This window comes from Sphingopyxis sp. 550B (assembly GCF_057401805.1).
Genome location: NZ_CM171610.1, coordinates 4039647 through 4066246 on the forward strand (window position 1 = coordinate 4039647; position 26600 = coordinate 4066246).

The following is a 26600-nucleotide window of genomic DNA, read 5'->3' on the forward strand; positions in this document are numbered from 1 at the left end:
CCCGTGCACCTCTACCGCCTCGACGCCCCGGCGAGCCGCATGGCCGCGGCCTTCGGGGCGGAGGCCGACGACGATCCATGGGCCGGCGACTATGTCGCGCCCGGCCGCCCGGCCCCGGTGATCGTCGGCGACGGGCGCGGCGGGACGCGGTGGCGGCTGCGCCCGCGATTGTGGGGCGTTCCGCCGCCCGCGTCGGGCACGCGCCCCGTCACCAGCGTCCGCAACCTGTCGAGCCCGTTCTGGATCGGCACGCTACGGCATCCCGAGCTTCGCTGCCTCGTCCCCGCAACCAGCTTCGCGCTGTGGTCGGGCCCCGCCGGCGCGCGGCGCCAGCACTGGATATCGCTCCGCGCCCGGCCGCTCTTCGCCTTCGCCGGCATAGTGCGCGACGCGGCGGACTGGCCCTGCTTCGCGGTGCTCGCCACCGATCCCAACAGCTTCGTCGAGCGTCTCGGCGGGCAGGCGATGCCGGTCATCCTGAATCCGGAGGATCACGCCCGCTGGCTGACCGCCGACTGGCGCGATGCGGCCGGACTGGTCGCCGCCTGTCCGGGGCATTGGATGGAAATGGGACCAACGCCGCCTTAACCAGTCCGTTTCACCACACCCGTTGACCTTGCGATAACCATCGGATCGCTAGACCGGAGACGTTCGAATCATTCGAAAGGTCGATCCGCCGTGCCGAACCGCAACGCCTTTGCCGTTCCCACCGACACACGCCGCGCCGAGCGCGCCTCGATCGACGGGCGCGTGCGCTTTCGCGAAGCGGGGCAGAATCCGTTCGACGCCGAACTGTTCGACCTGTCATCGACCGGGTTCCGCATGTTCACCTTTTCGCGGCAGGCGGTCGGCAAGCGCATCTGGGTCAGCCTGCCGGGGCTCGAACCGCGCGAGGCGGTGGTGCGCCGCGCCGCCGGCGACAATTACGGCTGCGAGTTCGTCGAGCCGCTGCACCCGTCGGTCGCGAGCCACCTCCAGACCAAGCTCGGCCGGTAAGCGCCGACGTCGGGATCAGCCCTCAGGCTGCTCCGACTTCCTGAGGATATGCGCCCATTCATCGGGCGTGACGCGCCCGACCGACAGGCGCGACAGGCGGACGAGGTCCATGTCGGCGAGCTTCGGGTCGGCCTTGATCGCCGCAAGCGTCACCGGATGCGCCAGCGCGCGCACCGGCTCGACGCGCACCACGACCCAGGGCGAGCCCGCCTCCGCGGTCGGATCGGGGAAACTCTCCTCGGTGATCCGCATGATCCCGACGCACGCCTTGCCGATGTTGCTGTGATAGAAGAGCGCCTCGTCGCCGACCTTCATCGCCTTCATGTTCAGCTTGGCGCTGTGATTGCGCACGCCGTCCCAGATTCCCGTCCCGTCCTTGACGAGATCGTCCCAGCCATAGACGTCGGGTTCGGATTTCATCAGCCAATATTGCTTGCCCATGGCCGGGGCTTAGCCGAGCGGCGCGCACGGTGGAACCGCCTTTTTCCCTTTCCCGGCACCGGCGGAAAGCCTAGATCGCAAGGGGACGCGAACGCGCCGACCGGCATCGCGTCAACGCATCGAACAATGGATACAACAGCATGACCGCCGCCGTCCCCGTCATCTCCCTTTCGCTGCCCGCGGACCGCTTCGCGCAGGATTTCGGCGCTTCGTTCGAGCGGTTCGGTTTCGCGATGATCACCGACCACGGCATCGACCCCGCGCTGATCGACGCCGCCTGGACAAAGGCCAAGGCGTTCTTCGCGCTGCCCGAAGAGGCGAAGCGCGCCTATCATCTCGCCGGGCTGGGCGGCGCGCGCGGCTATACGCCGTTCGGGGTCGAAATCGCGAAGGGCGCGAAGGAGGTCGACCTCAAGGAATTCTGGCACGTCGGCCGCGACCTGCCCGAAGGCCATCCGCTCGCGGCGCAGCAGCCGAACAATGTCTGGCCGGACGAGGTCCCGAGCTTTCGCACCACCTTCGAAACGCTGTTCGCCGAATTCGATCGCGTCGGCGGCCGGCTGCTCTCCGGCATCGCGCGCTATCTGGGCCTCGCGCCCGATTTCTTCGACGCGACGGTGCAGGACGGCAACAGCGTGATGCGCCTGCTCCACTATCCGCCGGTCGAAGGGCCCGCGAAGGGCATCCGCGCCGAGGCGCATGAGGACATCAACACGATCACGCTGCTGCTCGGTGCCGAGGAGGCGGGGCTCGAAATCCTCGACAAGGACGGAAGCTGGCTGCCCGTCGCGCCGCCGCCGGGCGCGATGGCGGTCAATGTTGGCGACATGCTGCAGCGACTGACCAACAACCGCCTGCCCTCGACCACGCACCGCGTCCGCAACCCCGACGCCGGCCGCGCCGGCGTCGCGCGCTATTCGATGCCCTTCTTCCTGCATTTCCGTTCGGATTATCCAATTCGGACGCTGGAGAATTGCATCGATGCCGCGCACCCGAACCTCTATCCGACACCGATCACCGCCGACGCCTATCTGCAGGAGCGGCTGCGCGAGATCGGGTTGAAGAAATAGGGCGCAGTCAGCAGAGGTCCATGTCGGAGTGCGTCCTCTGAACTTCGTCATGCTGAACTTGTTTCAGCATCCATGGCCGGGACTCGAAATCGGCGCCGCGCCGAAGGAAAAGGCAGACCATGGACCCCCGGATCGGGTCCGGGGCAGGCTCTGAAACAAGTTGGCATCTATACCCTTCCGGCAAGTCAGGAGCCGTTCCCCGGCGAAAGCCGGGGTCCAGATGGCAAAGCGCTGCTTCGCATGGACCCCGGCTTTCGCCAGGGTACAGTCACCTGTCGAAAAGGGATAATTGCCAAAACAAGTTCAGGGTGACGAGAAAAGAAATATCGCGCTTCGGCTGATACCCGGCATTCTCCGAAATTCGCGCAGAGGCGCAAAGATCGCAGAGGCGCGCGCGCTTCATCTCTGCGATCTTCGCGCCTCTGCGCGAATCCAATGCAAGGCCGTCGGTCGAACTGGCCCTTCTCACCGCTCCGCCCAATAATCAAACACGTCCTGCTGCTGCTCCTTGATGAAGCGCGCCGCCGCGGCGCCCTCCCACGGACCGTCATAGCCCAGAAGCAGCGCGGTGCCGCCGACCCACCAGCCCTGCCCCGGCAGGCCGTCGCTTTCGCGCACCACCAGCACCGCGAGGTCGGGCTCGCCGTCGAGCGCGCACAGCCGGTCGACCTCGGCCAATGTCCGGCACACCGCACGCATCTTGGGCCGGGTAAAGCGGAAGCCGAGTTCGCCGAGCAGCTCCGAATAGCTGACGGGGCGTCCCTCGCGCGCTGCAGCGGTCAGGATCGCGCGGATGCGCGGCGCATCGCCCAGCGCGCTCGCATCCGCCGGGACGACCGCATCGCCCAATCCCTCGTCGCGCTTGCTCCCGGCGGCCATGCCGTGCCTACTCCCTTTCGCATCGCGGTTTCCCGCGCCCCCTGCCGCTGCGAAATGGGCGAAAGGGGAACGACGCGCAAGTCAAAGCAAAGCGGCTTGCGGTGGTCCGGCCTTTCTGCTCCCTTTCCGGCAACAGGGAGATACGCCATGAAATGTCCGACCGCACTGCTGACCTTGCCGTTGCTGTTCGCCGCGCCCGCGATGGCGGCAGACGCGCAACCGCGCCCCGACCAGCTCGCCTTTCGCGACATCTACAAGGAACTTGTCGAAACCGACACGACGCTGTCGGCGGGAAGCTGCACCCTCGCGGCCGAGCGTATGGCGGCGCGGCTGACGGCGGCCGGATTCGCCGACAGCCAGCTCACCCTCTTCGCGGACCCCGCGCATCCGAAGGAGGGCGGCCTCGTCGCCGTCTATCCGGGGACATCGAAGACGGCAAAACCGATCTTGCTGATCGCGCATATCGACGTGGTCGAGGCGAAGCGCGCCGACTGGGAGCGCGACCCGTTCCGGATGGTCGAAGAGGACGGCTATTTCTACGGCCGCGGCACCGCCGACGACAAGGCGCAGGCGGCGGTATGGGTCGACACGCTGATCCGGTTCCGGAAGGAAAATTACAAGCCGAAGCGCACGGTGAAAGTGGCGCTGACCTGCGGCGAGGAGACCAACGGCGCATTCAACGGCGCCGAATGGCTCGCCGCGAACCGGCGCGACCTGATCGACGCCGAATTCGCGCTCAACGAAGGCGGCGGCGGCGACAGCGACGGCAAGGGGAAGGTGATCGGCCAGTCGGTGCAGGTCGGCGAAAAGACCTTCGCCAATTTCCGCCTCGAAACCCGCAACCCCGGCGGCCACAGCTCGGCGCCGGTGCCCGACAATGCGATCTATCAGCTCGCCGCGGCGCTGACGAAGATCGGGCAATATGAATTTCCGCTCGAGATGACCGACACGACGCGCCGCTTCTTTGCGGAGGCCGGCGCGGCGCGCGGAGACGAGACGGGCCGGGCGATGGCCGCGCTGGCGAAGGACCCCACGGACAAGGCGGCGGAAGCGATCGTCAACGCAGATCGTTTCCTCCATTCGAACCTGCGCACGACCTGCGTCGCGACATTGCTCGACGGCGGCCACGCTCCCAACGCGCTGCCGCAACGCGCGGGGGCGAACGTCAACTGCCGCATCTTCCCCGGCCACCCGATCGAGGAGATCAAGGCCGAACTCGAACGCGTGATCGGAGACCCCGGCGTTACCGTGACGCAGTTGCCGCCCAAGCGCCCCGCGCCGCCCGCGCCGCCGCTCGATCCTAGGGTGATCGGCCCGATGCAGACGCTGGTCGACAAATATTGGCCGGGGCTGAAGGTCATTCCGGCGATGGCGAACGGCTATACCGACGCGACCTTCCTCGGCGCCGTCGGCATCCCGACCTATGGCATCCCCGGCATGTGGGGCGACCCCGACGGCAATGGCGCGCACGGGCTCAATGAGCGTATGGAGGTGCGGTCGGTCTACGTCGGACGCGACTATATGTTCGACCTCGTCAAGGCCTATGCCGACAAACCCTGACGACAGGGGCGCGACGGCGGCCTGACAATCGCATATTGCGAGTCATTCGCAAGTGTGACATGTTCCTCGCCGGAAGAGGACACAGGCATGGCCAGGATCGACAGCATCGCGGCGATCGAGGCGGCGGTGGGCAAGGCATCGTCCGCCATCGACCTCAAGGTCATCGACCATGTCGATGCCACTGCGCAGCGCTGGCTCGCGGCTTCGCCGCTGATGTTCGCCGGCCTCGGCGACGGCGGCGGCGTGACGCTCACGCTGGGCGGCGGGGCGGCTGGATTCGCGCGAAGCGACGGGGCGATGCTGGCGGTGCCGCTCGACCGGATCGACGACCCCGCGGCCATCAGGGCCGGCGCCGGTTTCGGCTCGCTGTTCCTGCTTCCCGGCATCGGCGAAACGCTGCGCATCAACGGCCGCGTCGTCGCGGTGGCGGACGGCGAGGCGCGGATCGCGGTCGAGGAATGCTATGTCCATTGCGCCAAGGCGCTGATCCGCTCGGCCTTCTGGCACCCCGATCCGCCCGGACAGGCGATCGACGACGCGGGCGCTTTCGCCGCCGCGAGCCGCTTCATGGCGCTGGCGACGGTCGATGCCGACGGACATGCGGACCTCAGCCCCAAGGGCGATCCGGCGGGGGCGCTCGCGCACCTCGATGGGGAAGCGCTGTGGTTCGCGGACCGGCCGGGAAACCGGCGGACCGACAGCTTTCGCAACATCATCGCGCAGCCGCGCATCGCCGCGGCGCTGCTGATCCCCGGTTCGCACCGGATCGTGCGGATCGCCGGCACCGCCACGCTGACCACCGACGAGGCCGCGCGCGAACGCTTCGCGGTGCAGGACAAGGTGCCGCGGCTCGCGGTGCGGATCGATGACCTGCGCGTCGCGCTGGGCGAAAGCGCCGCCCTCGCCCGCGCCCCGCTGTGGCCGGGCGCGCCGCCGCCCGCCGATATCCGTCCCGCGAAGATGTTCGTCGAGCATATCCGGCTCAACCGCGCCAGGGGGCTGGGCGCGCGGATCGCGAGCGCCGTCACCTCGATCCCCGGCCTGATGCAGAAGGGGCTCGACAAGGATTATCACGACAACCTCTATTGATCGTCCCGCGATAGCCCTTTGCCATGTGCCGTGCGGCTTGCTATCGGCCGCGGGTAATGGCGACAACCGACGACGACCTTCCTCCCTCGGCCCCCGGCGACAGCATTGATACCCCGTTCGACAGCGCGCTGTCCGAACGCTATCTCGTCTATGCGCTGTCGACGATCACCGCGCGCTCGCTGCCCGATCTGCGCGACGGGCTGAAGCCCGTCCACCGCCGCTTGCTGTGGGCGATGCGCGCGATGCGCCTCGACCCGTCGCAAGGTTACAAGAAATCGGCGCGCGTCGTCGGCGACGTCATCGGCAAGTTCCACCCGCACGGCGACACCGCGGTCTATGACGCGATGGTCCGCCTCGCGCAGGATTTCTCGCTGCGCTATCCGCTCGTCGACGGCCAGGGCAATTTCGGCAACATCGACGGCGATAACGCCGCCGCCTATCGCTATACCGAGGCGCGGCTGACGCGCGTCGCGATCGACCTGATGCAGGGGCTCGACGAAGGCACCGTCGATTTCCGCCCGACCTATAACGGCGAGGACGAAGAGCCGGAGGTCATGCCGGGTCTCTTTCCCAACCTGCTCGCCAACGGCGCGAGCGGGATCGCGGTCGGCATGGCGACGAACATCCCGCCGCACAACGCCGCCGAGGTGATCGACGCCGCGCTGCTGCTGATCGACAATCCGCGGGCCGAACTCGCCGAGTTGCTCGCCCATGTGAAGGGGCCCGACTTCCCGACCGGCGGCATCATCGTCGACAGCGCGGAAACCATCGCCCACGCCTACCAGACCGGCCGCGGCGGTTTCCGCGTCCGCGCGCGCTTCTCGACCGGCAAGGATGCCGATGGGCGCTGGGAGGAAAGCGGGATCGAGAAGCAGGCGGGCGGCACGTGGCAGCTCGTCATCAGCGAGATTCCCTATGGCGTCGCCAAGGGCAAGCTGATCGAGCAGATCGCGCAGCTGATCGCCGACAAGAAGCTGCCGATCCTCGAGGACGTGCGCGACGAGAGCGCTGAGGACATCCGCATCGTGCTGGTGCCCAAGAGCCGCAACGTCGACCCGGAGATACTGAAGGAAAGCCTGTTCCGGCTGACCGAGCTCGAAAGCCGCTTCGCGCTCAACCTCAACGTCCTCGACGCGACGCGGACGCCCAAGGTCATGGGGCTGCACCAGCTTCTGACCGAATGGCTGCAACACCAGATCGTCGTCCTCGTCCGCCGCGCCAAGCATCGCATCGGCAAGATCGACGACCGGCTCGAACTGGTCGGCGGCTATCTGATCGCCTTCCTCAACCTCGACCGGATCATCGAGATCATCCGCACAGAGGACGAGCCCAAGCCGGTGATGATGGCCGAATTCCAGCTGACCGACCGGCAGGCCGAGGCGATCCTCAACATGCGGCTGCGCAGCTTGCGCAAGCTGGAGGAAATGGAGCTCAAGCGCGAGCAGGCGGACCTGACCGCCGAACGCGAGGAACTGGTGAAGCTGGTCGAAAGCCCGGCGCGCCAGCGCACGCGGCTGAAACGCGACCTCGCGGCGCTGCGCGCCGTCTATGGTCCCGACACCGCGCTCGGCGCGCGCCGTACGACGCTGTCCGAAGCGGCGCCGGCGCGCGACATTCCGCTCGACGCGATGATCGAAAAGGAACCGGTGACCGTCATCCTCTCGAAGCGGGGATGGATCCGCGCCCAGCGCGGCCATGTCGCGGAAGGCCAGTGGGGCGACTTCAAGTTCAAGGAAGGCGACGAGCTCGCCTTCGCGGCGCACGCGCAGACAACCGACAAGCTGCTCGTCGCGGCGAGCGACGGACGCTTCTATACCATCGGCGCCGACAAGCTGCCCGGCGGACGTGGCTTCGGCGAGCCGTTGCGGCTGATCGTCGACATCGACCCCGACGCGCATATCGTCGCGCTGATCCCGGCGCAGGCCGACGGACGCCTGCTGCTCGCTTCGACGAGCGGCCATGGCTTCGTCGTCCAGATGGGCGACGTGATCGCCGAGACGCGCAAAGGGCGCAACGTCGTCAACCTCAAGCCCAAGGCGCAGCTTGCGGTCGTCCGCCCGATCGGCGCCGGCGACGACAGCATCGCTGTGGTCGGCGAGAACCGCAAGCTCGTCGTCTTTCCGATCGCCGAGGTGCCGGTGATGGGCCGCGGCCAGGGCGTGATGCTGCAACGCTATCGCGACGGCGGGCTGTCCGACGCGACGACCTTCGTCTTTGCCGAGGGGCTGAGCTGGACGATGGGCGGCGACAGCGGCCGCACCCGCACCGAAACCGACGTCGCGCCGTGGCGCGTCGCGCGCGGCGCGGCCGGCCGGATGCCCCCCACGGGCTTCCCACGTAACAATCGTTTCGCCTGATTGTAATTTCCTGTTGCCGTAAATAGCTTCTTTACTCCCCATCCGATAGGCTTCGGACAATGGGGAAAGGTCGCATCAAACCCTTTATCATGCCTATTGATCGAACCGGCGACGACCGGCCCTCTTTGTTTGTCGGCTGGATCGACGCGCTGCCGGTTCCGGCAGCGCTGATCCGTCCGCTCGACCGCGGCAATTTTCGCCTGCACGCCAGCAACGCGGCATTCGACCGACTCGACCTGTCGTCCACCGGCGCGAGCACGCCGGTCGAGTTGCGCCGTGCCGTCGAGCAGGCGGCCGAAGGATATGGCGCCCAGGAATTTTCCTGTCGGCTGGGCGAAGGCGTGGCGGCGCGCGACCTGCGCGGCTCGATCGGCCCGCTGACCGACGAGACCGGCGATACGTCGCTCTACCTGCTGACGCTGATCGACCGGACGCAGGAAATGATGACCGAGCGCAACCTGCGCCGCGAACTCGTTTCCGACAGCCTGACCGGCCTGCCCAACCGCGCCGGGTTCGAGGAACTGGTCGAGCAGCGCATGACCAGCGACGGCAGGGCGCATCATGTCATCCTGCTGCTCGACCTCGCGCGGTTCAGCCGGATCAACGAGCATATCGGGCCGCTGGCCGGCGACGAGCTGATCATCACCGTCGCGCGGCGGCTGAAATCGAGCCTGCGCAGCGGCGACATATTGGCGCGCAGCGGCGGCGACGAGTTCGCGATCTCCTCGCGCCTCACGGGCGGCCGGGCCGACGTGCGCGAAATGGCGCGGCGCATCCGCGGCTGCTTCGACCATCCGTTCCGCATCGGCGACCTGAAGGTCAGCGTCGATTGCGCGCTGGGCTGCGCGATCCAGGCGGCGACCGACACCGATGTCGCCGACCAGATCCGCCAGGCCCAGATCGCCCTGAAGCGCGCCAAGCAGACCGACCGCATCGAAATCTACGAACCCGAAGCGGCGATGCTGTCCGACAATCGCTTCGGGCTCGAGACCGAGTTGCGCAAGGCGATCGAGGAGGATCGGCTGCGCCTCGACTTCCAGCCGCTGGTCGAACTGGCGACAGGCAAGGTCGCGGGCTTCGAGGCGCTCGCACGCTGGAGCAACAGCGAGGGCGCGATCGTCCCGCCAGCAGAGTTCATTCCGATCGCCGAGGATTCGGGGTTGATCGTCCCGCTCGGCCAATGGGCGATCGGCAAGGCCTCCGCGGTGCTCGCCGAATGGGACGAGCGCAACGGCGGCAGGCCGGTCGATTGCTATTTTTCGGTCAACGTCTCGGCCATCCAGCTTGTCCGCGACGATGTCGCCGCGGTGGTGCGGGGCGCCCTCGCCCAGAACGGCATCGGCGGCGAGCGCCTGATGATCGAACTCACCGAAAGCGCGATCATCGGCGATCCCGACCTTGCGCTGTCGGTGCTGCGCGAGCTCAAGGCGCTGCATGCACGCGTCGCGATGGACGATTTCGGCACCGGCTATTCGAACCTCGCCTATCTCCAGCGACTGCCGCTCGACGTGCTCAAGATCGACCGCAGCTTCGTCGAGCATATGGTCGACGACCGCGACAAGGTGGCGATCGTCCGCACGATCCAGAGCCTTGCCGAGGCCCTGCACATGAAGACCACCGCCGAGGGGGTCGAAACCCCGGACCAGGCGCGGCTGCTGTCGGCACTGGGCTGCGATTTCGGCCAGGGCTTCCTGTTCGCGCGGCCGATGGAGGAAGATGCCGCCTTCGCCTATTGGCGCCGCTCGCTCGACCGTCCGATTTTCTGATCGACCAGCTCGGCGACGCGCGCCGGGCCGGGAAAATCCTCCGCGATCCAGTCGCCCTCGACCGCCTTCAGGATGCGCGCGACCTCCGGCCCGGCTGCGATGCCCCGCGCTACGATGTCGCCGCCCTTCACCGGCAGCACCGGGTTCGTCCAGCCGGCGAGGCTGCGCACCGCCGCCACCGCCTGCGCGCGGTCGCCCGCGAGCAGGTGCACGTCGCGCGCCGCCTCGACCCCGATGCGATAGGCGAGTTGCCGCACCGGCTGAAGCGGCCCGCCGCGATGCGCGGCAAGCGCGGCCAGATGCTTGCGCTGCCGCGTCGACAGCCGCAGCCGGCTCGCCACCTGTTCGGCCACCGCAGGATCGGTGGGCAGCAGGGCCGCAAACCGGCGCAGCGCATCGGGCGTGGCGCCCACGGCGCCTTCGTTCGCCAGCAGGCGGTCGAGCGCCGCCTCCACACCGGCATCGGCCTCGGGCAGCAGCACCGCGAAAATGCCGTCCGCCCCCATCTGCCGCACGATCGGCCGGGGGTCGGGCAGCGCCAATATCCGGGTCAGCTCGTCCGCGATCCGCTCGCGCGACAGGCTCTTCAGCGACTGGCGCGCCGCGACGACCGCGGCATGGCTTGCCGGATCGAGGTCGCCATGCCCGAAACGCGCCGCGAAACGATAGAAACGCAGGATGCGCAGATGATCCTCGGCAATCCGCATCGCAGCGTCACCGATGAAGCGCACCCGCCCGGCCGCAAGGTCGGCGAGCCCGCCGAACCAGTCTTCGACGCCTCCCGTCACCGGATCGGCATAGAGCGCGTTGATCGTGAAATCGCGTCGCGCCGCATCCTCGCGCCAATCGTCGGCGAAGGCGATCGTCGCGCGCCGCCCGTCGGTCTCCACGTCGCGGCGCAGCGTGGTGATTTCGTGCCGGTCGCCGCTCGCGATCGCCGTCACCGTGCCGTGCGCGATGCCGGTCGGGATCACCTTGATGTCGGCTGCCTCCAGCCGCCGCGTCACCTCCTGCGGCAACAGGGGGGTCGCGAGGTCGATGTCGGTGACGGGGTGGCCGAGCAACGTGTCGCGCACCGCGCCGCCGACGATTTTCACCGCGTCGGCGCCCAGCGCCGCGACGATGCGCGCCAACCCCTCGCGGCCGCGCCACTCCGCATCGGGAAGCACCGTCATCGGTGCCAGCCCGGCGGCAGGCGCCGCGCGAGGTTGACGATGATATCCGCGGTCACCCCCCAGATCCGCCGCCCCTGCCAGTGCATGTCGTAATAGCGGCGAAGCTGCCCCTGCCAATGCGCCTGCTGCCGTTCGTAATTGGCGGGGTCGAAGAGGACATCGAGCGGCACCTCGAACCACGCCTCGACCTCGTCGGGATTGGGGTCGAGCGGCAGGTCGGGCGGGATCACGCCGAGCACGGGCGTGATATGATAGCCGCTGCCCGACCGATAGGCATCGGTGGTTCCCGCCACCATCACGTCGCGACGATGCAGCCCGATCTCCTCCTCTGCCTCGCGCAGCGCGGCGTCGACGACGTCGCGGTCGCCGGGATCGACCTTGCCGCCCGGAAAGGCGACCTGCCCGGCATGGGCGCGCAGCCATTGCGGCCGCTGGGTCAGGATCACGCCGGGATCGGGCCGGTCGGTGAAGGCGACCAGCACCGCCGCATCGCGCAGCGGGTCGCCGCGCTGGAGCAGATAGCCCTCGTCCTCGCCGGTATCGGGCAGCAGATTGTCGAGCGCATCGCGCAGCTTGTCGGAGAGCATCAGGGAGCCCCGCCCCCGTCCCCGGCCCCGCCGTCCACCAGCGGAAAACGGACGCCGTCGGACCAGATCGCGGGGTCGCCTTGCGCCTCGGCCAGCGCCATCCCGACGATCTCGTAATAGAGGGCGCGGTCGATCCGCGCTTCGAGCCCGTTGCCGATCGTTCCGCGCACGTGCAGGCGGGGATCGGGATGATCGGGATCGCGGCCAAAGGTCAGCGGATGCTGCGGCCCCGCCATGACGAGGTCGTCGGTGTCGAGCCGAAAGACGAGCCTGCGCCCCTCCCCCGTGCCTTCGCTCTTCATCTCGACCGCGCGGAAGGGCGTATCCTCGACCGCGATGGCCAGCTTTTCGGCGGGGGTGACGAGGACGTGGCTTCCATCGGGTTCGCGTCGCAGGATGGTGGAGAAAAGCTTCACCATCGCCGGCCGCCCGATCCGGCCGCCCTCGTGATACCAGCTCCCGTCGGCGCGAATCTCCATCGCGCTGTCGCCGCTGCGTTCGGGATGCCACTGTTCGACCGGCGGCAGCTTGCGCGCCGCGAGCAGCTCCGCCGCCTCGGCAAGCGAGAGCTGCGAGAAGGCCTTGGGAAGCGAAGGCGCGGGGCTGACCATATCCCCGACATAGGAGGATGGGCGGTCGGTGCAACCCATGCCGTCGTCATTGCGAGCCCGGCATAGCCGGGCGCGGCAATCCAGAGCGCCATAAACCATGGCAGCTTTGGCACGCTCTGGATTGCGTCGTCGCTACGCTCCTCGCAATGATGAATGCGGTCGACTCAGCGCGGCCCGATCATCCCCGCCGCGATGGGCAGGCCATGGCCGTTGACCGCCCGCGCCAGCAAGCGCCGCCGCTCGAACGGACCCGGCAGGTCCCATTTACCCGTCGCCTCCGCCGTGAAAGCGAAGAAGCGGCCGTAATATTCGGGATCGCCGATCATCATCAGCGCGCTGTCGGCCTGGCTTTCGGCCGCCTCCAGCATGCGCGCCATCAACGCACGGCCGTGCCCCCCGCGCTGGATGTCGGGGCGCACCGCGACGGGTCCGACCATGATCAGCGGCGTCGCCGTACCGCCCGGCGCGCGGTGCGCGACCGGCCAGCACTGGATCGTGCCGACCAGCCCCTTGCCGTCGACCAGCGCGAAGCTGAGCGCGGGGACCGCGGCCATGCCCTCGCGGATGCGATAGGCGGTTCGTCCAAAGCGGTCCGCTCCGAAAGCGGCGTCGAGCAGATGCTCGACCGCCTGCGGTTCGATATCGGACAAAGGAAGAAACTCGACCAACGCGCACCCTTTCGCTAATGCGGCGGCGCTTTAGGGTCCGGGGTCGGCATTGCAAAGCCGAATATCGGTCCGACGAACAGGAATTTCTTGTGACCGATCAATTGTGGCTCGAAGTCGACGGGCTGACCGTCCAGGTTCTGACCGGCATCTATTCGGAGGAGACGCACCTGCCGCAGCCGCTGCGCATTTCGGTGCGCGCACGGCTGGGAATCGCCGATCATTACGAGCCGACGACACCGCTGAGCGCTTCCAAGAATTATATGCACCTGAAATTCGCGGCGACCGACGGCATTCCCAAGGACGTGCATTTCGTGCTGATCGAAAGCGTCGCCGACCATATCATCGACACGCTGTTCCTGCAGGACGAGCGCGTCGAGGAGGTCGAGGTCAAGATCGTCAAGCTGGCGATCGCCGAGGACGGCGAACAGATCGGCATCACCATGCGGCGGGCGCGACCGTGACGGACGCGCCGCTCGCCCTCGTCACCGGTGGGCTGCACCGGATCGGCGCGGCGATCGCGGCCCGGCTCGCACGCGAAGGCTATGCGCTCGCGATCCACAAGCGCAGCCCGGGACCGGCCGATCCGGCACTCGCCGCGGCGATCGCCGAGACCGGCGCCGAATGCCGGCGCTTCCAGGCCGATCTCGCCGATCCGGGCGCGACCGAATCGCTGGTGCCGACGGTGATCGAAGCCTTCGGCCGGGCGCCGTCGCTGCTCGTCAACAACGCCTCGCTGTTCGCCGAGGGCGAGTGGGAGACGCTGACCGGCGCCGCGCTCGCAGAGGCGATGCAGGTCAATCACCACGCGCCCGTGATGCTGGCGCGCGCCGTGGTGGCGGCTCACGCGGGCCGCGCGCGTCCCGCGATCGTCAATATCCTCGACCAGCGCATCGTCCATCCGGTGCCCGACCAGCTCGCCTACAGCCTGTCGAAGCAGGCGCTGTGGCAGGCGACGGCCACGCTGGCGGTCGCCTTCGGCGGCAAGGCGCGGGTCAATGCGGTCGCCCCCGGCCTGACCCTGCCGACCGAGGATTACAGCGATGCGCAGATGGAGCGCCTCGCAAGGCGGATGCCGCTGGGCGCGCTTCCGACGCCGGAAGAGATCGCCGACGCGGTGGCCTGGCTGGCGCGCGCCGGGTCGGTGACGGGGCAGACGATCTTCGTCGACGGCGGCGCGCACCTCGCGCCGTTCGGGCGCGATTTCGTCAGGCTGGAGCGCGATTGAGACGCCTGACGACCTTGGATTGACCCGCTTCCGTCAACAGATATGCACCGCCTTGGTGACGAGATAGCCGTCGAGCCCTTCGGGCCCGCTCTCGCTGCCGAATCCCGATTGCTTGACGCCGCCGAACGGCAGATCGTGCGCGGAGATCACGAAGCTGTTGATCCCGACCATGCCGCTTTCGATGCCGTCGGCGACGCGATTGATGCGCCGGCCGTTCTCGGTGAAGGCGAAGGCGGCGAGGCCGTAGGGCAGGCGGTTCGCCTGCTCGATCGCGTCCTCTTCGGTATCGAACGAGCGCATCAGCGCCATTGGGCCGAAGGGCTCGTTCACCATCGCCTCGGCCTCGATCGGGACATCGGCGAGCGCGGTCGGCTGGAAGAAATAGCCCTCTCCCATCGCCTCACCGCCGGCGATCACGCGCGCGCCTTTGGCGGTCGCGTCGGCGATCATCGCCTGAAGCGCCGGGGCGCGGCGCGCATTGGCGAGCGGCCCCATCTGCGTGTCGGGATCGAGCCCGTGGCCGACCCGCACCCGCTTCGTCCGCTCGGCAAAGCCGCGCACGAAGGCGTCGTAGATGCCCGCCTGCACATAGAAGCGCGTCGGCGAGACGCAGACCTGCCCCGCGTTGCGGAACTTCTGCGCCACCACCCGGTCGAGCGTCGCCTCCAGATCGCAATCGTCGAAGATCAGCACCGGCGCGTGGCCGCCGAGTTCCATCGTGATCCGCTGCACATGATCGGCGGCGAGCTTCATCAAATGCTTGCCGACCGCGGTCGACCCGGTGAAGCTGACCTTGCGGATCACCGGGCTGCCCAGCAGGTGACGGCTGATCATGTCGGGATTGCCGTAGACGAGTTGCGCGGCATCGCCGGGGATGCCCGCATCGGCGATGCAGCGCATCAGCGCGCCGGTGCAGCCCGGCGTTTCCTCGGGCGCCTTGGCGATCACGACGCAGCCCGCCGCGAGCGCCGGCGCGATCTTCTTCGCCATCAGGTTGACCGGGAAATTCCATGGGGAGAAAGCGGCGACGGGGCCGACCGGCTGTTTCAGCACCATCGCGCGTTCGCCCGCCGGGCGCTGGACGACGCGTCCCTCGATGCGCTTTCCCTGTTCGGCGAAATAGTCGAACAGCCCCGCCGCCGACAGCACCTCGCCGCGCGCCTGCGCGATCGGCTTGCCCTGTTCGAGCGTCAGCAGCGTCGCGATATGATCGACGCGTTCGCGAATCAGCCCCGCGACCTTGTGCATCAGCGCGCCGCGCTCGTCGGGGGTCTTCGCCCGCCACGCCGGCCAGCCGCGCGCCGCGGCGGCGAGCGCTTCGTCGAGGTCGGCGGCGGTCGCCACCGGCAGTTCGGCGATCGTGCCCGCGGTCGCCGGGTCGACGACCGGCCGCGCATCGCGCCCCTCGCCGCCCCGCCATTCGCCCGCGATGAAGAGCTGGAGGTCGGCGGTGTAGTCGGCGCTGGTCGCGGTCATGGAAGGCAGTCCTTTCTTGCGAAATCTTCCATTCCCGTTCGCCTTTGACCGAAATCGCGGTGCTCATGGCGCGGCACGGGGTCGAGAGGCCTCTCGACTTCGCTCGACGCGAACGGGATGGGGAAGATGGTTCAGTAGGCGCCGCCCATATAGGAACGGATCAGCGATAGTTGAAGCTGATACTAATCCGTTCGCTTTTCGCGGCATTCGCCACCACTTCGTGCCGCAGCCAGCTTTCCCACAGGAAAATGCGTCCCGGCGCCGGTTCGGCATAGATGAAGGGATGCAGATGTTCGGGCGCATCGTCGGTCCGCCCCGGCGCCGCCATCAGCATCGGCAGCCGCGGGTCCTCCAGCTTGAGCGCGCCCGACCCCGCCGGAACGGTGACGTAGAAGGTGCCCGAGACGACGCTGTGCGGATGGATATGCCCGCTGTGCGTGCCGCCGGGCTTGAGCACGTTGACCCACAGGCTGTCGAGGCGCAGCGGCTTCGCGAGGTCGAAGTGGCAGGCGCGGGCGAACGCCTTCACCTCGCGGTCGAGCAGGCGCTTGAGGTCGGCGAAGGCGGGGTCGCGCTGCGGCAGATCGTCGAGGCTCGCATAGCTGGTATAGCCGCGGTAGCCGTGCGCGCGGCTCCAGCCGCGCCCCGCGCCGTCCTCTTCGGCGAGCAACCGGCAGCTTTGCTCCAGCTCCTCGAGCAGGTCGGGCGTCCCGATGTCGGCTTCATAGAAATGTGTGGCGAAGAGCGTGCGGACAGGCATTATGGGCGCAAAGCACAGCAGGACCACGAGAGCAAGGGAGAGAGGGATGGCCGAGTTCGAACTGATCGCCGACGGATTGCGCTTTCCGGAAGCGCCGGTGGTGATGGACGACGGCAGCGTGATCGTCACCGAGATCGAGGCGCGGCGGATCACCCGTTGCTGGCCCGGCGGCCGCAAGGAGGTGATCGCGGTCCCCGGCGGCGGTCCGAACGGCCTGGCGATCGGCCCCGACGGCAAGCTCTATTGCTGCAACAACGGCGGCTTCAACTATGTCGAAATGGACGGCTATCTGACCCCGCACGGCATCGCCGACGACTATTCGGGCGGCCGGATCGAACGCATCGACATCGAAACCGGCGCGGTCGAGCTGCTGTACCGGACCGGCGATCACGGCGTCACGCTGCGCGGTCCCAACGACATCATGTTCGACGCGAGCCGGGAAAATGGGGGCGGCTTCTGGTTCACCGACCATGGCAAGGTCGATTATGCAAAGCGCTGCCACGACATCGTCGGCATCTTCTATGCCAAGGCCGACGGCAGCTTCATCGAAGAGGTGATCTTTCCGTCGAACAATCCCAACGGCGTCGGCCTCTCGCCCGACGGGACGAAGCTCTATGCCGCCGAAACCTATACCTGCCGCCTGACCCAGTTCAACATCGTCGCCCCCGGCAAGGTCGCCCCCGACGCGGGACCGGGCGGACCCGGCATCCCGCTCTATCGCCCCGCCGGCTATAAATTCTTCGACAGCCTGGCGATGGAGGCGAACGGCAACATCTGCGTCGCGACGATCGGCGAGTGCGGGATCAGCGTCGTGTCGCCCGAAGGCGAACTGGTCGAATTCGTCGCCACCGACGACATCTTCACCACCAACATCGCCTTTGGCGGCGCCGACATGCAGGACGCCTATCTGACCCTGTCGGGAACCGGGCGGCTGGTGAAGACGCGGTGGGCGCGGCCGGGGCTGAAGCTGCGCTATTGAACCGAAGGATGCCATCCATGCACCACGAGACGCATGCCGTCGGCCGCATCGGCTGGCTGCGTGCCGCGATTCTGGGCGCGAACGACGGCATCGTATCGACCGCCAGCCTGATCGCCGGGGTCGCGGCGGCGGGCACCACCCCGGCGACGATCCTGACCACCGGCGTCGCCGGGCTGGTGGCGGGCGCGATGTCGATGGCGGCGGGCGAATATGTCTCGGTCAGTTCGCAACGCGACGCGGAACGGGCCGATATCGCGATCGAGACGCGCGAACTCGCGGCCAATCCCGACCATGAGCAGGAGGAACTGACGCAAATCTATCAGCACCGCGGTCTCGACCGCGCGCTTGCCGAAGCGGTCGCGGAGCAGTTGACCGCGCACAACGCGCTCGACAGCCATTTGCGCGACGAACTGGGACTGACCGAAGCGGCACAGGCGCGGCCGATCGAGGCGGCCGCCGCATCGGCCGCCAGCTTCGCGATCGGCGCCGCGCTGCCACTGCTCGTCGTGCTGCTCGATTCGGGGTCGTCGCTGCCGTGGACCGTGTCGGGCGCGTCGCTGGCCTCCCTTGCGCTGCTCGGCGCGCTCGGGGCGCGGATCGGGCGAGCGCCGATGCGGCGGGCGGTGACGCGCGTGACCTTCTGGGGCGCCTGCGCAATGGCTCTGACCATCGCGATCGGATCGCTGTTCGGCGCGGGCTGATCTAGAGCGGCGAGCCATAAATCTGCACCGTTTGCCCTGAGCTTGTCGAAGGGCCGTCCTTTCTTTTGAGGCCGTAAGAAGAAGGACGGTGCTTCGACAAGCTCAGCACGAACGGACGAGAAGGCGTTTCAGATTTCATGCACGCCGCTCTAGGTCTGTGACCTAAGACCCTACCGCCGCTCTAGCCATTCGCGCAGCGCGACCGCGTTGTTGTGCGCTTCGTCCTTCGCCGCGAAGAGCAGGGTGACGGGGCCCTTCTTCGCCGCCGCGTCGATCTCCGCAAGCGCGGCCGCCACCTCGTCCCCGCCGGCATCGAGCGCGGCGAAATAGGCGTTGCGGAACGCATGCCATGCGGCATCCGATTGCGCGGCGGCGTGATGGAACTGGTCGCGCAGCGCGTCGCTCGGCGCCAGCGCCTTGAGCCACGCGGTCAGATCCGCCTTTTCCTTCGACACGCCGCGCGGCCAGAGCCGATCGACCAGGAAGCGCGCGCCGTCGCCGTCGTCGGGCGGCGCATAGATTCGCTTGACCGCGATTGTCTGTCCTGTCGGCATCTGCAAGAGTATCGGCCAAATCCGCGCGGCAGGCAAGCAGAGGAGACGAAGCGATGAGCGACGGCTGGGCGATCGACATCGATCGCAGCGACATCACACGGGCGAAGCTGGTCCCCGATCCCGCGGCACCGTTGTCCCCGGGGCAGGTCCGCGTCCGCATCGACAGCTATGCGATGACCGCGAACAACATCACCTATGCGGTGTTCGGCCATCCATCGGGCCTGTTCGGAAACGACCAGGGCTATTGGGATTTCTTCGCCGAACGCAACCGCCCCGGCCGCTTGCCGGTGTGGGGTTTCGCGACCGTGGTCGAGAGCACTGCCGACGGCATCGCGGCCGGCGACCGCTTCTATGGCTATTACCCGATGGCGAGCCATGCCGTGCTGGCCGCCGGCGCCGTCGGCCCCGGGGGGTTCACCGACGTGACGCCGCGCCGCACCACCCTGCCCCCGGTCTACAATCATTATCAGCGGATCGAGGCTTTGGGCGATCACCGCGCCGAGCACCATGATTATTGGCCGGTGTTCCGGCCGCTGTTCCTGACCGGATGGCTGATCGCCGACCAGTTCGAGGACGAAGGCGATTATGGCGCCGCGCAGATATTGATCGCCAGCGCGTCGAGCAAGACCGCGCTCGGCCTCGGCTTCTCGCTGGCGCAGCGGCAGGGACCGCGCCCCGAAACGGTCGGGCTCACCAGCAAGGCGAATGTCGCCGATCTGTCCGCACAGGGCATCTACGACCGCGTGATCGCCTATGACGACATATTGACGCTGAACCCCGCGACGCCGTCGGCGCTGGTCGACATGGCGGGCAATGGCGCGGTGACGCGCGCGGTCCACAGTCATTTCGGCGACCGGCTGAAGGCTTCGATCATCGTCGGCAAGTCGCATTGGGACGCCGACGCGGGGCAATCCGCGCTGCCCGGCCCCGAACGGCAGGGTTTCTTCGCGCCCGGCCGCGTGCAGAAGCGCGTCGCCGACTGGGGCGGCGCGGCCTTTGCCGAGCGGATGGCCGGGGCGTGGCTGGGGTTCATGGCCATCGCGCCGCGCCTCGCCCGCATCGATCGCCGCGCCGGCGGCGAGGCGGCGCTCGACGCCTATCGCGAGATGCTGTCGGGCAAGGCCGATCCGAAGGCGGGGATTCTCGTCACCCCCTGACGCGGTTCGGCGATTATCGCTTTCCAGCGGGCGTGTTCCCCGGCGAAAGCCGGGGTCCAGATGGCTTGGCGCTGCCCCGCGTGGACCCCGGCTTTCGCCGGGGAACACGCTCCGCTTGCCCGAAAGGGATTATGCCAAGCGGCTACCGCTGCCGTAACGGCAGGTTGCGGACGCGCCGGAAAGGCGGCCAAATTCGCTTGCGTTCGGCCGCCACCGCGCGGCATGGCGACGCCATGTCCCGATACACGCATGTCATCTTCGACTTCGGCGGCGTCATCACCGCCTCCCCCTTCGAAGCCTTCAACCGGCTGGAGGACGAACGCGGTCTGCCGCGCGATTTCGTGCGCCGCGTCAACGCCGCCGATCCCGACGGCAACGCCTGGGCGAAGTTCGAGCGCGCCGAGATCGAAGCCGCGACCTTCGACCGCCTTTTCGCAGAGGAGGCGAGCCGCTTCGGCCACGCGCTGGAGGGCGAAGCGGTGCTGGCCGTGCTCGCGGGTGCGGTGCGCCCCGCGATGGTCGCGGCGCTCGATACACTCAAGGCAAGCGGCATCGCCATCGGCTGCATCACCAACAATGTGCCGTCGGGTCGGGGCGCGGGCATGGCGCGCAGCGAGGAAATGGCGCGCGAGGTGGCCGCGATCATGGCGCGATTCGACCATGTGATCGAATCGAGCAAGGTCGGGGTACGCAAACCCGACCCCCGCATCTATCGGATGATGTGCGAGGCGCTGGACGTCACGCCGACCGCGTGCGTCTACCTCGACGACCTCGGGATCAACTGCAAGCCCGCCGCCGGGCTCGGCATGCACGCGATCAAGGTGACGAGCGGCGAACAGGCGCTCGCCGACCTGTCGGCCGCACTGGGGATGGAACTGGCGTAGCGGCGGCCGCCAACCCCCAATGAAAGCTGCCGTGTCCCCGCCTTCGCGGGAGCACGGGACCGTTCATTCGGAAGCGAGTCCCCCTTAGAGCGGCGAGCCGTTAATCTCCAACGCTCCATTCCGTTCGTGTCGAGCGAAGTCGAGACACCCATCGTCATGGCGCAAGACCGATGGGTGTCTCGACTTTGCTCGACACGAACGGACAGATGGTTCAGATTTAATGCACGTCCCCTTAATGCGCGAGCAGCAGCGGGAAGCGCCCCTTGGTGACCAGATATTGGGTCGTGCCGCCGAACAGCGTTTCGCGCAGCCGGCTCTTGCCGAAGGCGCCCATGACGATCAGCCCGGCGCCGAGCGCGACGGCCTGTTCCTCCAGCCGTTCCTCGACCGTCGCCGTGCCGCGGTCGACCAGCGTCAGTTCGGCGTGGATGTCGTGGCGCGACAGATAGCGCAGCGCGTCGGTGCCCGGGAAGGCGCCGTCATCCTGGCCGACGGCGACGAGCATCACCGGCCGGCCATCGCGCAACAGCGGCAGCGCGGCCCGCAACGCCGCGGCGGCCTGGGGGCTGCCGTTCCACGCCACCAGTACGGGCGCATCATGGTCGATCGCCTTCGCGCCCTGCGGCAGCGCGAGGACGGGGGCGGGCGTGCTCAGCGCCAGGTCGCCCGCCAGCATCGACGGCGCGCCGCGTCCGTCGCGCGCCTCGCCGGGCAGGCTGACGACCGCCAGGTCGGCCAGCGTGGCGGCCCCGGCGAGCGCGCCGACGATGTCGCCGTCGGCCATCTCGATGTCCCACGGCACGTCCTCCTTGCCGAGCCGGTCGGCAAGCCGGTCTTCGAGCGCCAGATCGTCGGCCTGCGCCCGAGCCAATGCCTCGGCCGCGAAATAGGTGCCGCCGAAGGGATCGAAGCTGACGAACTGCTGCAACGGCGTCGCAATCATCAGCGTGACATGCCCTTCGAACCGGCGCGCGAGGTCGAGTGCGACCTGCAAGCGCCCCTCGAACGCGGCATCATGATCGGCGTGAACCAGAATCGAACGCATCGCGGATCTCCTTCGACTGCCCTGATGATCGATCAATGCACGGCGGGCCGCCCGGGTTCATTGACCGGCGTCAATCTGTGCGACGCGAAGCCGGCTCGCCTCGTCGAAGAGGCGCAGCAGCACCGGTTCGGTATCGACGACGCGCATCGCGACATGGAATTCGATCGGCGCGAGCGCCGGCATCCCCGAAAGCTCGACCAGCGCGCCGCGCGCCATTTCCGCGCGGACCATCGGTTCGGGGAAGATGCCGACGCCGCCGTGCGCCTTGGCGATGTCGATCATCATCCGCGCATTGTTGCACAGGTTGAGCGATTTCTGCGCCACGCGCGACGCGGCGATCGCCTCGCGCATCCGACCGTGGATCGGCGAATGGCTGGCGAGCGACCAGATCGGCACCGACGAGTCGCCGCCGTCGCCAAAGGCCGACGCCACCCGCGGGCTGGCCAGCCAGACCAGCGCGACCGGGCCGATCGGGCTGGTCCGGAGCGCGGGGTGCGCGACCGGCCCGGCGGCGAAGGCCATGTCGGTGCGCCCGGTCAGCAATTGCTGGATCAGGTTGGCGGTCAGGTCGATCTCTATCTCCAGCCCGACGTGCGGCATGTCCGCCTTCATCGCCGCGACAAAGGCCGGCAGGCAGCTCGCCGCCGCGATTTCCCCCGCCCCGATCCGCACCACCCCGCTCGCCTCGGCAAAGCCGCCGCTGCCGAGCAGCGCCTGCTCCATGTCGCGCAGCAGCGGCTCGCAGTCGCGCACCAGCTTGCGCCCCGCCGGGGTCAGCGACATGCCGCGCCCGTCGCGGCGGAACAGCGACGACCCCAGCCGCTGCTCGAGCTCGCGCATGCGCGCCGACACCGCCGGCTGGGTGGTATTGAGGCGCTCCGCCGCCGCCGAAAAGGTGCCGAGCCGGTCGATCCACAGCAGCGTTTCGAGATGGTAGATGGCAATGCGATTGATCGACATTGTTTATGAATAACCGAAAAACACTATGATTAGAATTGATGATTGAGATACGCCAGAGTCGCGCCGACTTGCAAAGGAGCCCCATCACATGGTGAACAAGCGATACCCCGACGCCGCGGCTGCGCTCGACGGGCTTCTGTTCGACGGCATGCAGATTTGCGCGGGCGGTTTCGGGCTGTGCGGCATCCCCGAACGGCTGATCGACGCGATCCGCGATTCGGGGGTCAGGAACCTCACCATCGCGAGCAACAACGCCGGCATCGACGGCGAAGGGCTCGGCAAGCTGCTCCGCACGCGGCAGATCGGGAAGATGATCTCCTCCTATGTCGGCGAGAACAAGGAGTTCGAACGGCAATATCTGGCGGGCGAACTGGAGGTCGAATTCTGTCCGCAGGGCACGCTCGCCGAACGCTGCCGCGCCGGCGGCGCGGGCATTCCGGGCTTCTATACCAGGACCGGCGTCGGCACGCAGGTCGCCAAGGGCAAGGAGGTCAAGAGCTTCGACGGCCAGGATTATATCCTCGAACGCGGCATCTTCGCCGACCTCGCGATCATCAAGGGGTGGAAGGCCGACGAGAGCGGCAACCTGATCTTCCGCAAGACCGCGCGCAACTTCAACCAGCCGATGGCGACCGCCGCGAAGGTCTGCGTCGCCGAGGTCGAGGAGATCGTGCCGGTCGGCAGCCTCGACCCCGACGCCATCCATCTGCCCGGCATCTATGTGAAGCGGCTGATCTGCGGCGCGCCCTACGACAAGAAGATCGAGTTCCGCACCGTCCGCCCGCGTCCCGAAACCGCCGGGGCGGCGTGATGCGCGCCCTGTCCCTCGCGGCGGGCCTGCTGCTCGCGGGATGTGCGTCGACCACCGCAACCACCGCTCCGAAGGCGCTGAGCGACGAGGTCGTCGCCTCGCAGATCGGTGAAAAGCCGACTCCCGCCTCGCCGCCGACGGGCCAGCAATGGCTGTACGGATCGGCGGAAGGCGCGGTCGCGTCGGCGCAGGTCTATCGCGCGCTCGCCGCCTATGTCAGGAACGCCGTGCTTTCGGCGGTTCCCCGCCGCCAGCTCGTGCTAGCCGAAGGATCGACGCCCGCCGCCCCGCGCTTCGACGCCTGCGGCGACAAGCCGCCCGCCGCGGTGTTCGACGCCGACGAGACGCTGATCTGGAACATCGGCGCGATGCGCTACATGGCCGAGCAGCACAAGGATTTCGACCCCGCCATCTGGGACCAGTGGGAAAAGACCGGCGCCGGCAAGGCGATCGCGATGCCCGGCGTCGTCGACGCGCTGGCGGCGATGCGCGCCGCGGGCGTGACGATCATCGTCAACACCAACCGCACCGCGGCCAACGCGCAGGGCACCGAAAAGGCGCTGCGCGCCGCGGGCCTCGGAGAATTCCGGCACGGCGAGACGCTGTTCCTGATGGGCGACACCCCCGACGGCGCGAGCAAGGACGGGCGCCGGGCGCAGATCGCGGCGCGCTGGTGCGTGATCGCGATGGGCGGCGACCAGCTCGGCGATTTCGCACAGGCGTTCAATGCGCCGGGCCTTTCGGTCGCCGACCGCAAGACGCTGGCGACCAGCAGCCCGATCGCCGCCTTGTGGGGCCAGGGCTGGTTCCTGCTGTCCAACCCCGTCTACGGCCCGTCGATCCGCGGCGGCTTTGCCGACATCTTCCCCTCCGACAAGCAATGGGAGCCGAAATAATGGCCGAAGCAACCAAGGGCTGGACCCGCGACGACATGGCGGCGCGCGCCGCGCGGGAATTGCGCGACGGCTTCTACGTCAACCTCGGCATCGGCATCCCGACGCTGGTCGCCAACCATGTTCCCGAAGGCGTCGAGGTGACGCTGCAATCGGAAAACGGCATGCTCGGCATCGGCCCCTTCCCGTTCGAGGGCGACGAGGACCCCGACCTGATCAACGCGGGCAAGCAGACGATCAGCGAACTGCCGCAGACCGTCTATTTCGGGTCGGAGCAGAGCTTCGCGATGATCCGCGGCGGCCATATCGACCTTGCGGTGCTGGGCGGCATGGAGGTGTCGGAGACCGGCGACCTCGCCAACTGGATGGTGCCCGGCAAGATGATCAAGGGCATGGGCGGCGCGATGGATCTGGTCGCGGGGGTCAAGAAGATCATCGTCGTCATGGAGCATAATGCCAAGGACGGCAGCGCCAAGTTCATCCCGGCGTGCACGCTGCCGCTGACCGGCAAGAATGTCGTCGACATGATCGTCACCGACCTTGCCGTCTTCAGGCGCGACGACCATGACAGCCCGTTCCGGCTGGTCGAACTCGCGCCGGGGGTGACGGCGGAGGAAGTCGCGGCTAAGACCACCGCCGCATATGAGGTCGCCATCTAACCACAAGGCCGCGTCGCGCCTTTTCCTCGCCCTGATCGCGATCGCCGCGTTCGGCTTTGCCGGCTGGCTCGGCTTTCGCGTGTCCGGCGGCGACCACGGCCTTGCCAGTGTTGCGATCCCGATGCGGGGTCCGGAAAAGCTGCCCGACACGCCGGCGGAATGGCGCGGCCGGATCGACTATCGCACGTTCGACGAGCAACTTTCCGCGCTCTCGCAGCGGCCCGAAATGGCCGGGCTGGCGGTGGCGGTGGTCGAAGACGGCGAATTGCGCTTCGTCCGCGCCTATGGCGTCGCCGACAAGTCGACGGGCGCGCCGGTCACGCCGCATACGCTGTTCCGCTGGGCCTCGGTTTCCAAGACCGCGACCGGTGCCCTGGCGGCGGCGCTGGCGCGCGACGGCACAGTCGACCTCGATCGCCCGGTCGCCGACTGGCGCACGTCGCTGCGTCTACCGGACGCCGCCGAAGCGCGGATAACGCTCGCCGACCTGCTGTCCCAGCGCACCGGCCTCACCAAGAACGCCTATGACGAGAAGCTGGAGGAAGGGCAGGACCCCGCGCTGCTCCGCGCGAGCCTGGCCGGCGCTCCGCTGCAATGCGAACCGGGCACCTGCCACAGCTATCAGAACGTCGCCTTCGACGGCGCGAACGAGATATTGGCCAAGGCCGCGAACCGGGCTTTCCCCGACACGGTCGAGCATCGTCTCTTCCTGCCGCTCGGCATGGTCAGCGCGGGCTACGGAATGAAGCGGCTGACGGAGGCCAGGGACTGGGCCCGGCCGCACCGCGGCGCGCATGTCCTGCCGGTCAAGGAAGCCTATTGGCGCGTTCCCGCCGCGGCGGGCGTCGAAAGCGACATCGTCGACTTCGCCGCATGGATGCAGGCGATGATGGGAAGCCGTCCGGACGTGCTGCCGGAGGCGGTGTTGCAGATGGCCCATCGCCCGCGCGTCGGCACGGGGCGGCTCTATGGCGGCGCGCTGCGTCAGGCCACCGCCGACGCGGCCTATGGCCTCGGCTGGCGGAGCTTCACCTACGACGGCCACCGGCTCGAAGGCCATTCGGGAGCGGTCGCGGGCTATCGCGCGACGATGATCTTCGAACCGGCGACGCGGACCGGCGTCGTCGCCCTGTGGAACAGCGATTGGGGATTCCCGTTCCGCATCCCCTTCGCCGCGATCGACAGCTACCACAAGCGGGAGGGGACGCGCTGGCTCGACCTCAGTGAACTGCCCCCGGCACGGGGCGGCGCGGTCCGGGCTGCGATCGCCGAGCCGCCGAAAGGCTAGGGCGGATCG

General features: G+C 68.1%; 28 protein-coding genes. 17 read left to right on the forward strand and 11 right to left on the reverse strand.

Annotation, left to right across the window (positions count from 1 at the left end; genetic code table 11):
* Nucleotides 1-3: 3 nt before the first annotated feature.
* Nucleotides 4-588, forward strand: a complete 585-nt coding sequence (locus tag AC2S9W_RS18750; protein WP_158682259.1) for an SOS response-associated peptidase family protein — start codon at nucleotides 4-6, stop codon at nucleotides 586-588.
* A gap of 90 nt (nucleotides 589-678) precedes the next feature.
* Nucleotides 679-996, forward strand: coding sequence for a PilZ domain-containing protein (locus tag AC2S9W_RS18755; protein WP_486571414.1), 318 nt, complete (start codon nucleotides 679-681; stop codon nucleotides 994-996).
* 15 nt (nucleotides 997-1011) lie between these two features.
* Here AC2S9W_RS18755 and AC2S9W_RS18760 read toward each other — a convergent pair whose 3' ends face one another.
* Entirely contained in the window at nucleotides 1012-1437 is a 426-nt protein-coding gene (locus tag AC2S9W_RS18760) for an EVE domain-containing protein (RefSeq protein ID WP_067112435.1), read from the reverse strand.
* A 140-nt stretch (nucleotides 1438-1577) separates the two neighbouring features.
* Here AC2S9W_RS18760 and AC2S9W_RS18765 point away from each other — a divergent pair, with 140 nt between their 5' ends.
* The gene (locus AC2S9W_RS18765) at nucleotides 1578-2507 is read left to right on the forward strand and encodes an isopenicillin N synthase family dioxygenase (RefSeq protein ID WP_486571415.1); all 930 of its coding nucleotides are present in this window, start codon (nucleotides 1578-1580) and stop codon (nucleotides 2505-2507) included.
* Nucleotides 2508-2972: 465 nt separating this feature from the next.
* On the opposite strand, the gene AC2S9W_RS18770 is transcribed toward AC2S9W_RS18765, so the two are convergent.
* Nucleotides 2973-3386 carry a ribose-phosphate pyrophosphokinase gene (locus AC2S9W_RS18770; RefSeq protein ID WP_212598688.1) on the reverse strand — a complete coding sequence of 138 codons (414 nt, stop codon included), beginning with the start codon at nucleotides 3384-3386 and terminating at the stop codon, nucleotides 2973-2975.
* 147 nt (nucleotides 3387-3533) lie between these two features.
* Here AC2S9W_RS18770 and AC2S9W_RS18775 point away from each other — a divergent pair, with 147 nt between their 5' ends.
* The 4 genes from AC2S9W_RS18775 (at nucleotide 3534) to AC2S9W_RS18790 (ending at nucleotide 10158) form a co-directional block, all read left to right on the forward strand.
* Nucleotides 3534-4946, forward strand: a complete 1413-nt coding sequence (locus tag AC2S9W_RS18775) for a M20/M25/M40 family metallo-hydrolase (protein WP_067111953.1) — start codon at nucleotides 3534-3536, stop codon at nucleotides 4944-4946.
* Nucleotides 4947-5033: 87 nt separating this feature from the next.
* Nucleotides 5034-6035 carry a pyridoxamine 5'-phosphate oxidase family protein gene (locus AC2S9W_RS18780; protein ID WP_486571416.1) on the forward strand — a complete coding sequence of 334 codons (1002 nt, stop codon included), beginning with the start codon at nucleotides 5034-5036 and terminating at the stop codon, nucleotides 6033-6035.
* A 56-nt stretch (nucleotides 6036-6091) separates the two neighbouring features.
* Nucleotides 6092-8392: a DNA topoisomerase IV subunit A gene (parC, locus tag AC2S9W_RS18785; protein ID WP_076076470.1), complete on the forward strand. Its 2301-nt coding sequence runs from the start codon at nucleotides 6092-6094 to the stop codon at nucleotides 8390-8392.
* An 89-nt stretch (nucleotides 8393-8481) separates the two neighbouring features.
* On the forward strand, nucleotides 8482-10158 hold the full coding sequence (locus tag AC2S9W_RS18790) for a putative bifunctional diguanylate cyclase/phosphodiesterase (RefSeq protein ID WP_486571417.1): 1677 nt from the start codon (nucleotides 8482-8484) through the stop codon (nucleotides 10156-10158).
* On the opposite strand, the gene AC2S9W_RS18795 is transcribed toward AC2S9W_RS18790, so the two are convergent.
* The 4 genes from AC2S9W_RS18795 to AC2S9W_RS18810 form a co-directional block, all read right to left on the reverse strand.
* Nucleotides 10122-11333 (reverse strand): CCA tRNA nucleotidyltransferase, encoded by a 1212-nt coding sequence (locus tag AC2S9W_RS18795; protein WP_212598684.1) that lies wholly within the window; start codon nucleotides 11331-11333, stop codon nucleotides 10122-10124. The genes AC2S9W_RS18790 and AC2S9W_RS18795 overlap by 37 nt on opposite strands.
* On the reverse strand, nucleotides 11330-11920 hold the full coding sequence (locus tag AC2S9W_RS18800) for a CoA pyrophosphatase (protein WP_067185582.1): 591 nt from the start codon (nucleotides 11918-11920) through the stop codon (nucleotides 11330-11332). Before AC2S9W_RS18800 ends, AC2S9W_RS18795 begins: the two co-directional genes overlap by 4 nt.
* A complete protein-coding gene (locus AC2S9W_RS18805; RefSeq protein ID WP_475283696.1) occupies nucleotides 11920-12531 on the reverse strand; it encodes a DUF1285 domain-containing protein in 612 nt (203 codons plus the stop codon). Before AC2S9W_RS18805 ends, AC2S9W_RS18800 begins: the two co-directional genes overlap by 1 nt.
* A 164-nt stretch (nucleotides 12532-12695) precedes the next feature.
* A complete protein-coding gene (locus AC2S9W_RS18810) occupies nucleotides 12696-13199 on the reverse strand; it encodes a GNAT family N-acetyltransferase (RefSeq protein ID WP_475282792.1) in 504 nt (167 codons plus the stop codon).
* 89 nt (nucleotides 13200-13288) lie between these two features.
* Here AC2S9W_RS18810 and AC2S9W_RS18815 point away from each other — a divergent pair, with 89 nt between their 5' ends.
* Nucleotides 13289-13660, forward strand: a complete 372-nt coding sequence (locus AC2S9W_RS18815) for a dihydroneopterin aldolase (RefSeq protein WP_067111965.1) — start codon at nucleotides 13289-13291, stop codon at nucleotides 13658-13660.
* Nucleotides 13657-14424, forward strand: a complete 768-nt coding sequence (locus tag AC2S9W_RS18820) for an SDR family oxidoreductase (protein WP_475282793.1) — start codon at nucleotides 13657-13659, stop codon at nucleotides 14422-14424. Before AC2S9W_RS18815 ends, AC2S9W_RS18820 begins: the two co-directional genes overlap by 4 nt.
* A gap of 33 nt (nucleotides 14425-14457) precedes the next feature.
* On the opposite strand, the gene AC2S9W_RS18825 is transcribed toward AC2S9W_RS18820, so the two are convergent.
* Nucleotides 14458-15900, reverse strand: a complete 1443-nt coding sequence (locus AC2S9W_RS18825; protein ID WP_104959802.1) for an NAD-dependent succinate-semialdehyde dehydrogenase — start codon at nucleotides 15898-15900, stop codon at nucleotides 14458-14460.
* A 160-nt stretch (nucleotides 15901-16060) separates the two neighbouring features.
* On the reverse strand, nucleotides 16061-16660 hold the full coding sequence (locus tag AC2S9W_RS18830; protein ID WP_076076485.1) for a TIGR02466 family protein: 600 nt from the start codon (nucleotides 16658-16660) through the stop codon (nucleotides 16061-16063).
* Between the two features lie 46 nt (nucleotides 16661-16706).
* On the opposite strand from AC2S9W_RS18830, the gene AC2S9W_RS18835 reads away from it, so the two are divergent.
* On the forward strand, nucleotides 16707-17639 hold the full coding sequence (locus AC2S9W_RS18835) for an SMP-30/gluconolactonase/LRE family protein (protein WP_104959803.1): 933 nt from the start codon (nucleotides 16707-16709) through the stop codon (nucleotides 17637-17639).
* Nucleotides 17640-17656: 17 nt separating this feature from the next.
* Entirely contained in the window at nucleotides 17657-18340 is a 684-nt protein-coding gene (locus AC2S9W_RS18840; RefSeq protein WP_486571418.1) for a VIT1/CCC1 transporter family protein, read from the forward strand.
* Nucleotides 18341-18510: 170 nt separating this feature from the next.
* Here AC2S9W_RS18840 and AC2S9W_RS18845 read toward each other — a convergent pair whose 3' ends face one another.
* Entirely contained in the window at nucleotides 18511-18894 is a 384-nt protein-coding gene (locus tag AC2S9W_RS18845; protein WP_076076493.1) for a DUF488 domain-containing protein, read from the reverse strand.
* Nucleotides 18895-18947: 53 nt separating this feature from the next.
* Here AC2S9W_RS18845 and AC2S9W_RS18850 point away from each other — a divergent pair, with 53 nt between their 5' ends.
* Nucleotides 18948-20051, forward strand: a complete 1104-nt coding sequence (locus AC2S9W_RS18850; RefSeq protein ID WP_076076495.1) for a DUF2855 family protein — start codon at nucleotides 18948-18950, stop codon at nucleotides 20049-20051.
* 233 nt (nucleotides 20052-20284) lie between these two features.
* Nucleotides 20285-20935 (forward strand): HAD-IA family hydrolase, encoded by a 651-nt coding sequence (locus AC2S9W_RS18855; RefSeq protein WP_076078058.1) that lies wholly within the window; start codon nucleotides 20285-20287, stop codon nucleotides 20933-20935.
* Between the two features lie 232 nt (nucleotides 20936-21167).
* On the opposite strand, the gene AC2S9W_RS18860 is transcribed toward AC2S9W_RS18855, so the two are convergent.
* A complete protein-coding gene (locus tag AC2S9W_RS18860; RefSeq protein WP_076076498.1) occupies nucleotides 21168-21980 on the reverse strand; it encodes a universal stress protein in 813 nt (270 codons plus the stop codon).
* Nucleotides 21981-22037: 57 nt separating this feature from the next.
* Nucleotides 22038-22940: a LysR family transcriptional regulator gene (locus AC2S9W_RS18865; protein WP_076076501.1), complete on the reverse strand. Its 903-nt coding sequence runs from the start codon at nucleotides 22938-22940 to the stop codon at nucleotides 22038-22040.
* 88 nt (nucleotides 22941-23028) lie between these two features.
* Between AC2S9W_RS18865 and AC2S9W_RS18870 the strand changes: the two genes are divergently transcribed.
* From AC2S9W_RS18870 to AC2S9W_RS18885, 4 genes are read left to right on the forward strand one after another with little or no spacing between them, the layout of a single operon-like run.
* Nucleotides 23029-23751: a CoA transferase subunit A gene (locus AC2S9W_RS18870; RefSeq protein ID WP_076076503.1), complete on the forward strand. Its 723-nt coding sequence runs from the start codon at nucleotides 23029-23031 to the stop codon at nucleotides 23749-23751.
* A complete protein-coding gene (locus tag AC2S9W_RS18875) occupies nucleotides 23748-24647 on the forward strand; it encodes an HAD family acid phosphatase (RefSeq protein WP_104959804.1) in 900 nt (299 codons plus the stop codon). The genes AC2S9W_RS18870 and AC2S9W_RS18875 overlap by 4 nt, the downstream gene beginning before the upstream one ends.
* Entirely contained in the window at nucleotides 24647-25303 is a 657-nt protein-coding gene (locus AC2S9W_RS18880) for a 3-oxoacid CoA-transferase subunit B (RefSeq protein WP_067113663.1), read from the forward strand. Before AC2S9W_RS18875 ends, AC2S9W_RS18880 begins: the two co-directional genes overlap by 1 nt.
* Nucleotides 25287-26591 carry a serine hydrolase domain-containing protein gene (locus tag AC2S9W_RS18885; RefSeq protein ID WP_104959805.1) on the forward strand — a complete coding sequence of 435 codons (1305 nt, stop codon included), beginning with the start codon at nucleotides 25287-25289 and terminating at the stop codon, nucleotides 26589-26591. The genes AC2S9W_RS18880 and AC2S9W_RS18885 overlap by 17 nt, the downstream gene beginning before the upstream one ends.
* Nucleotides 26592-26600: the final 9 nt, after the last annotated feature.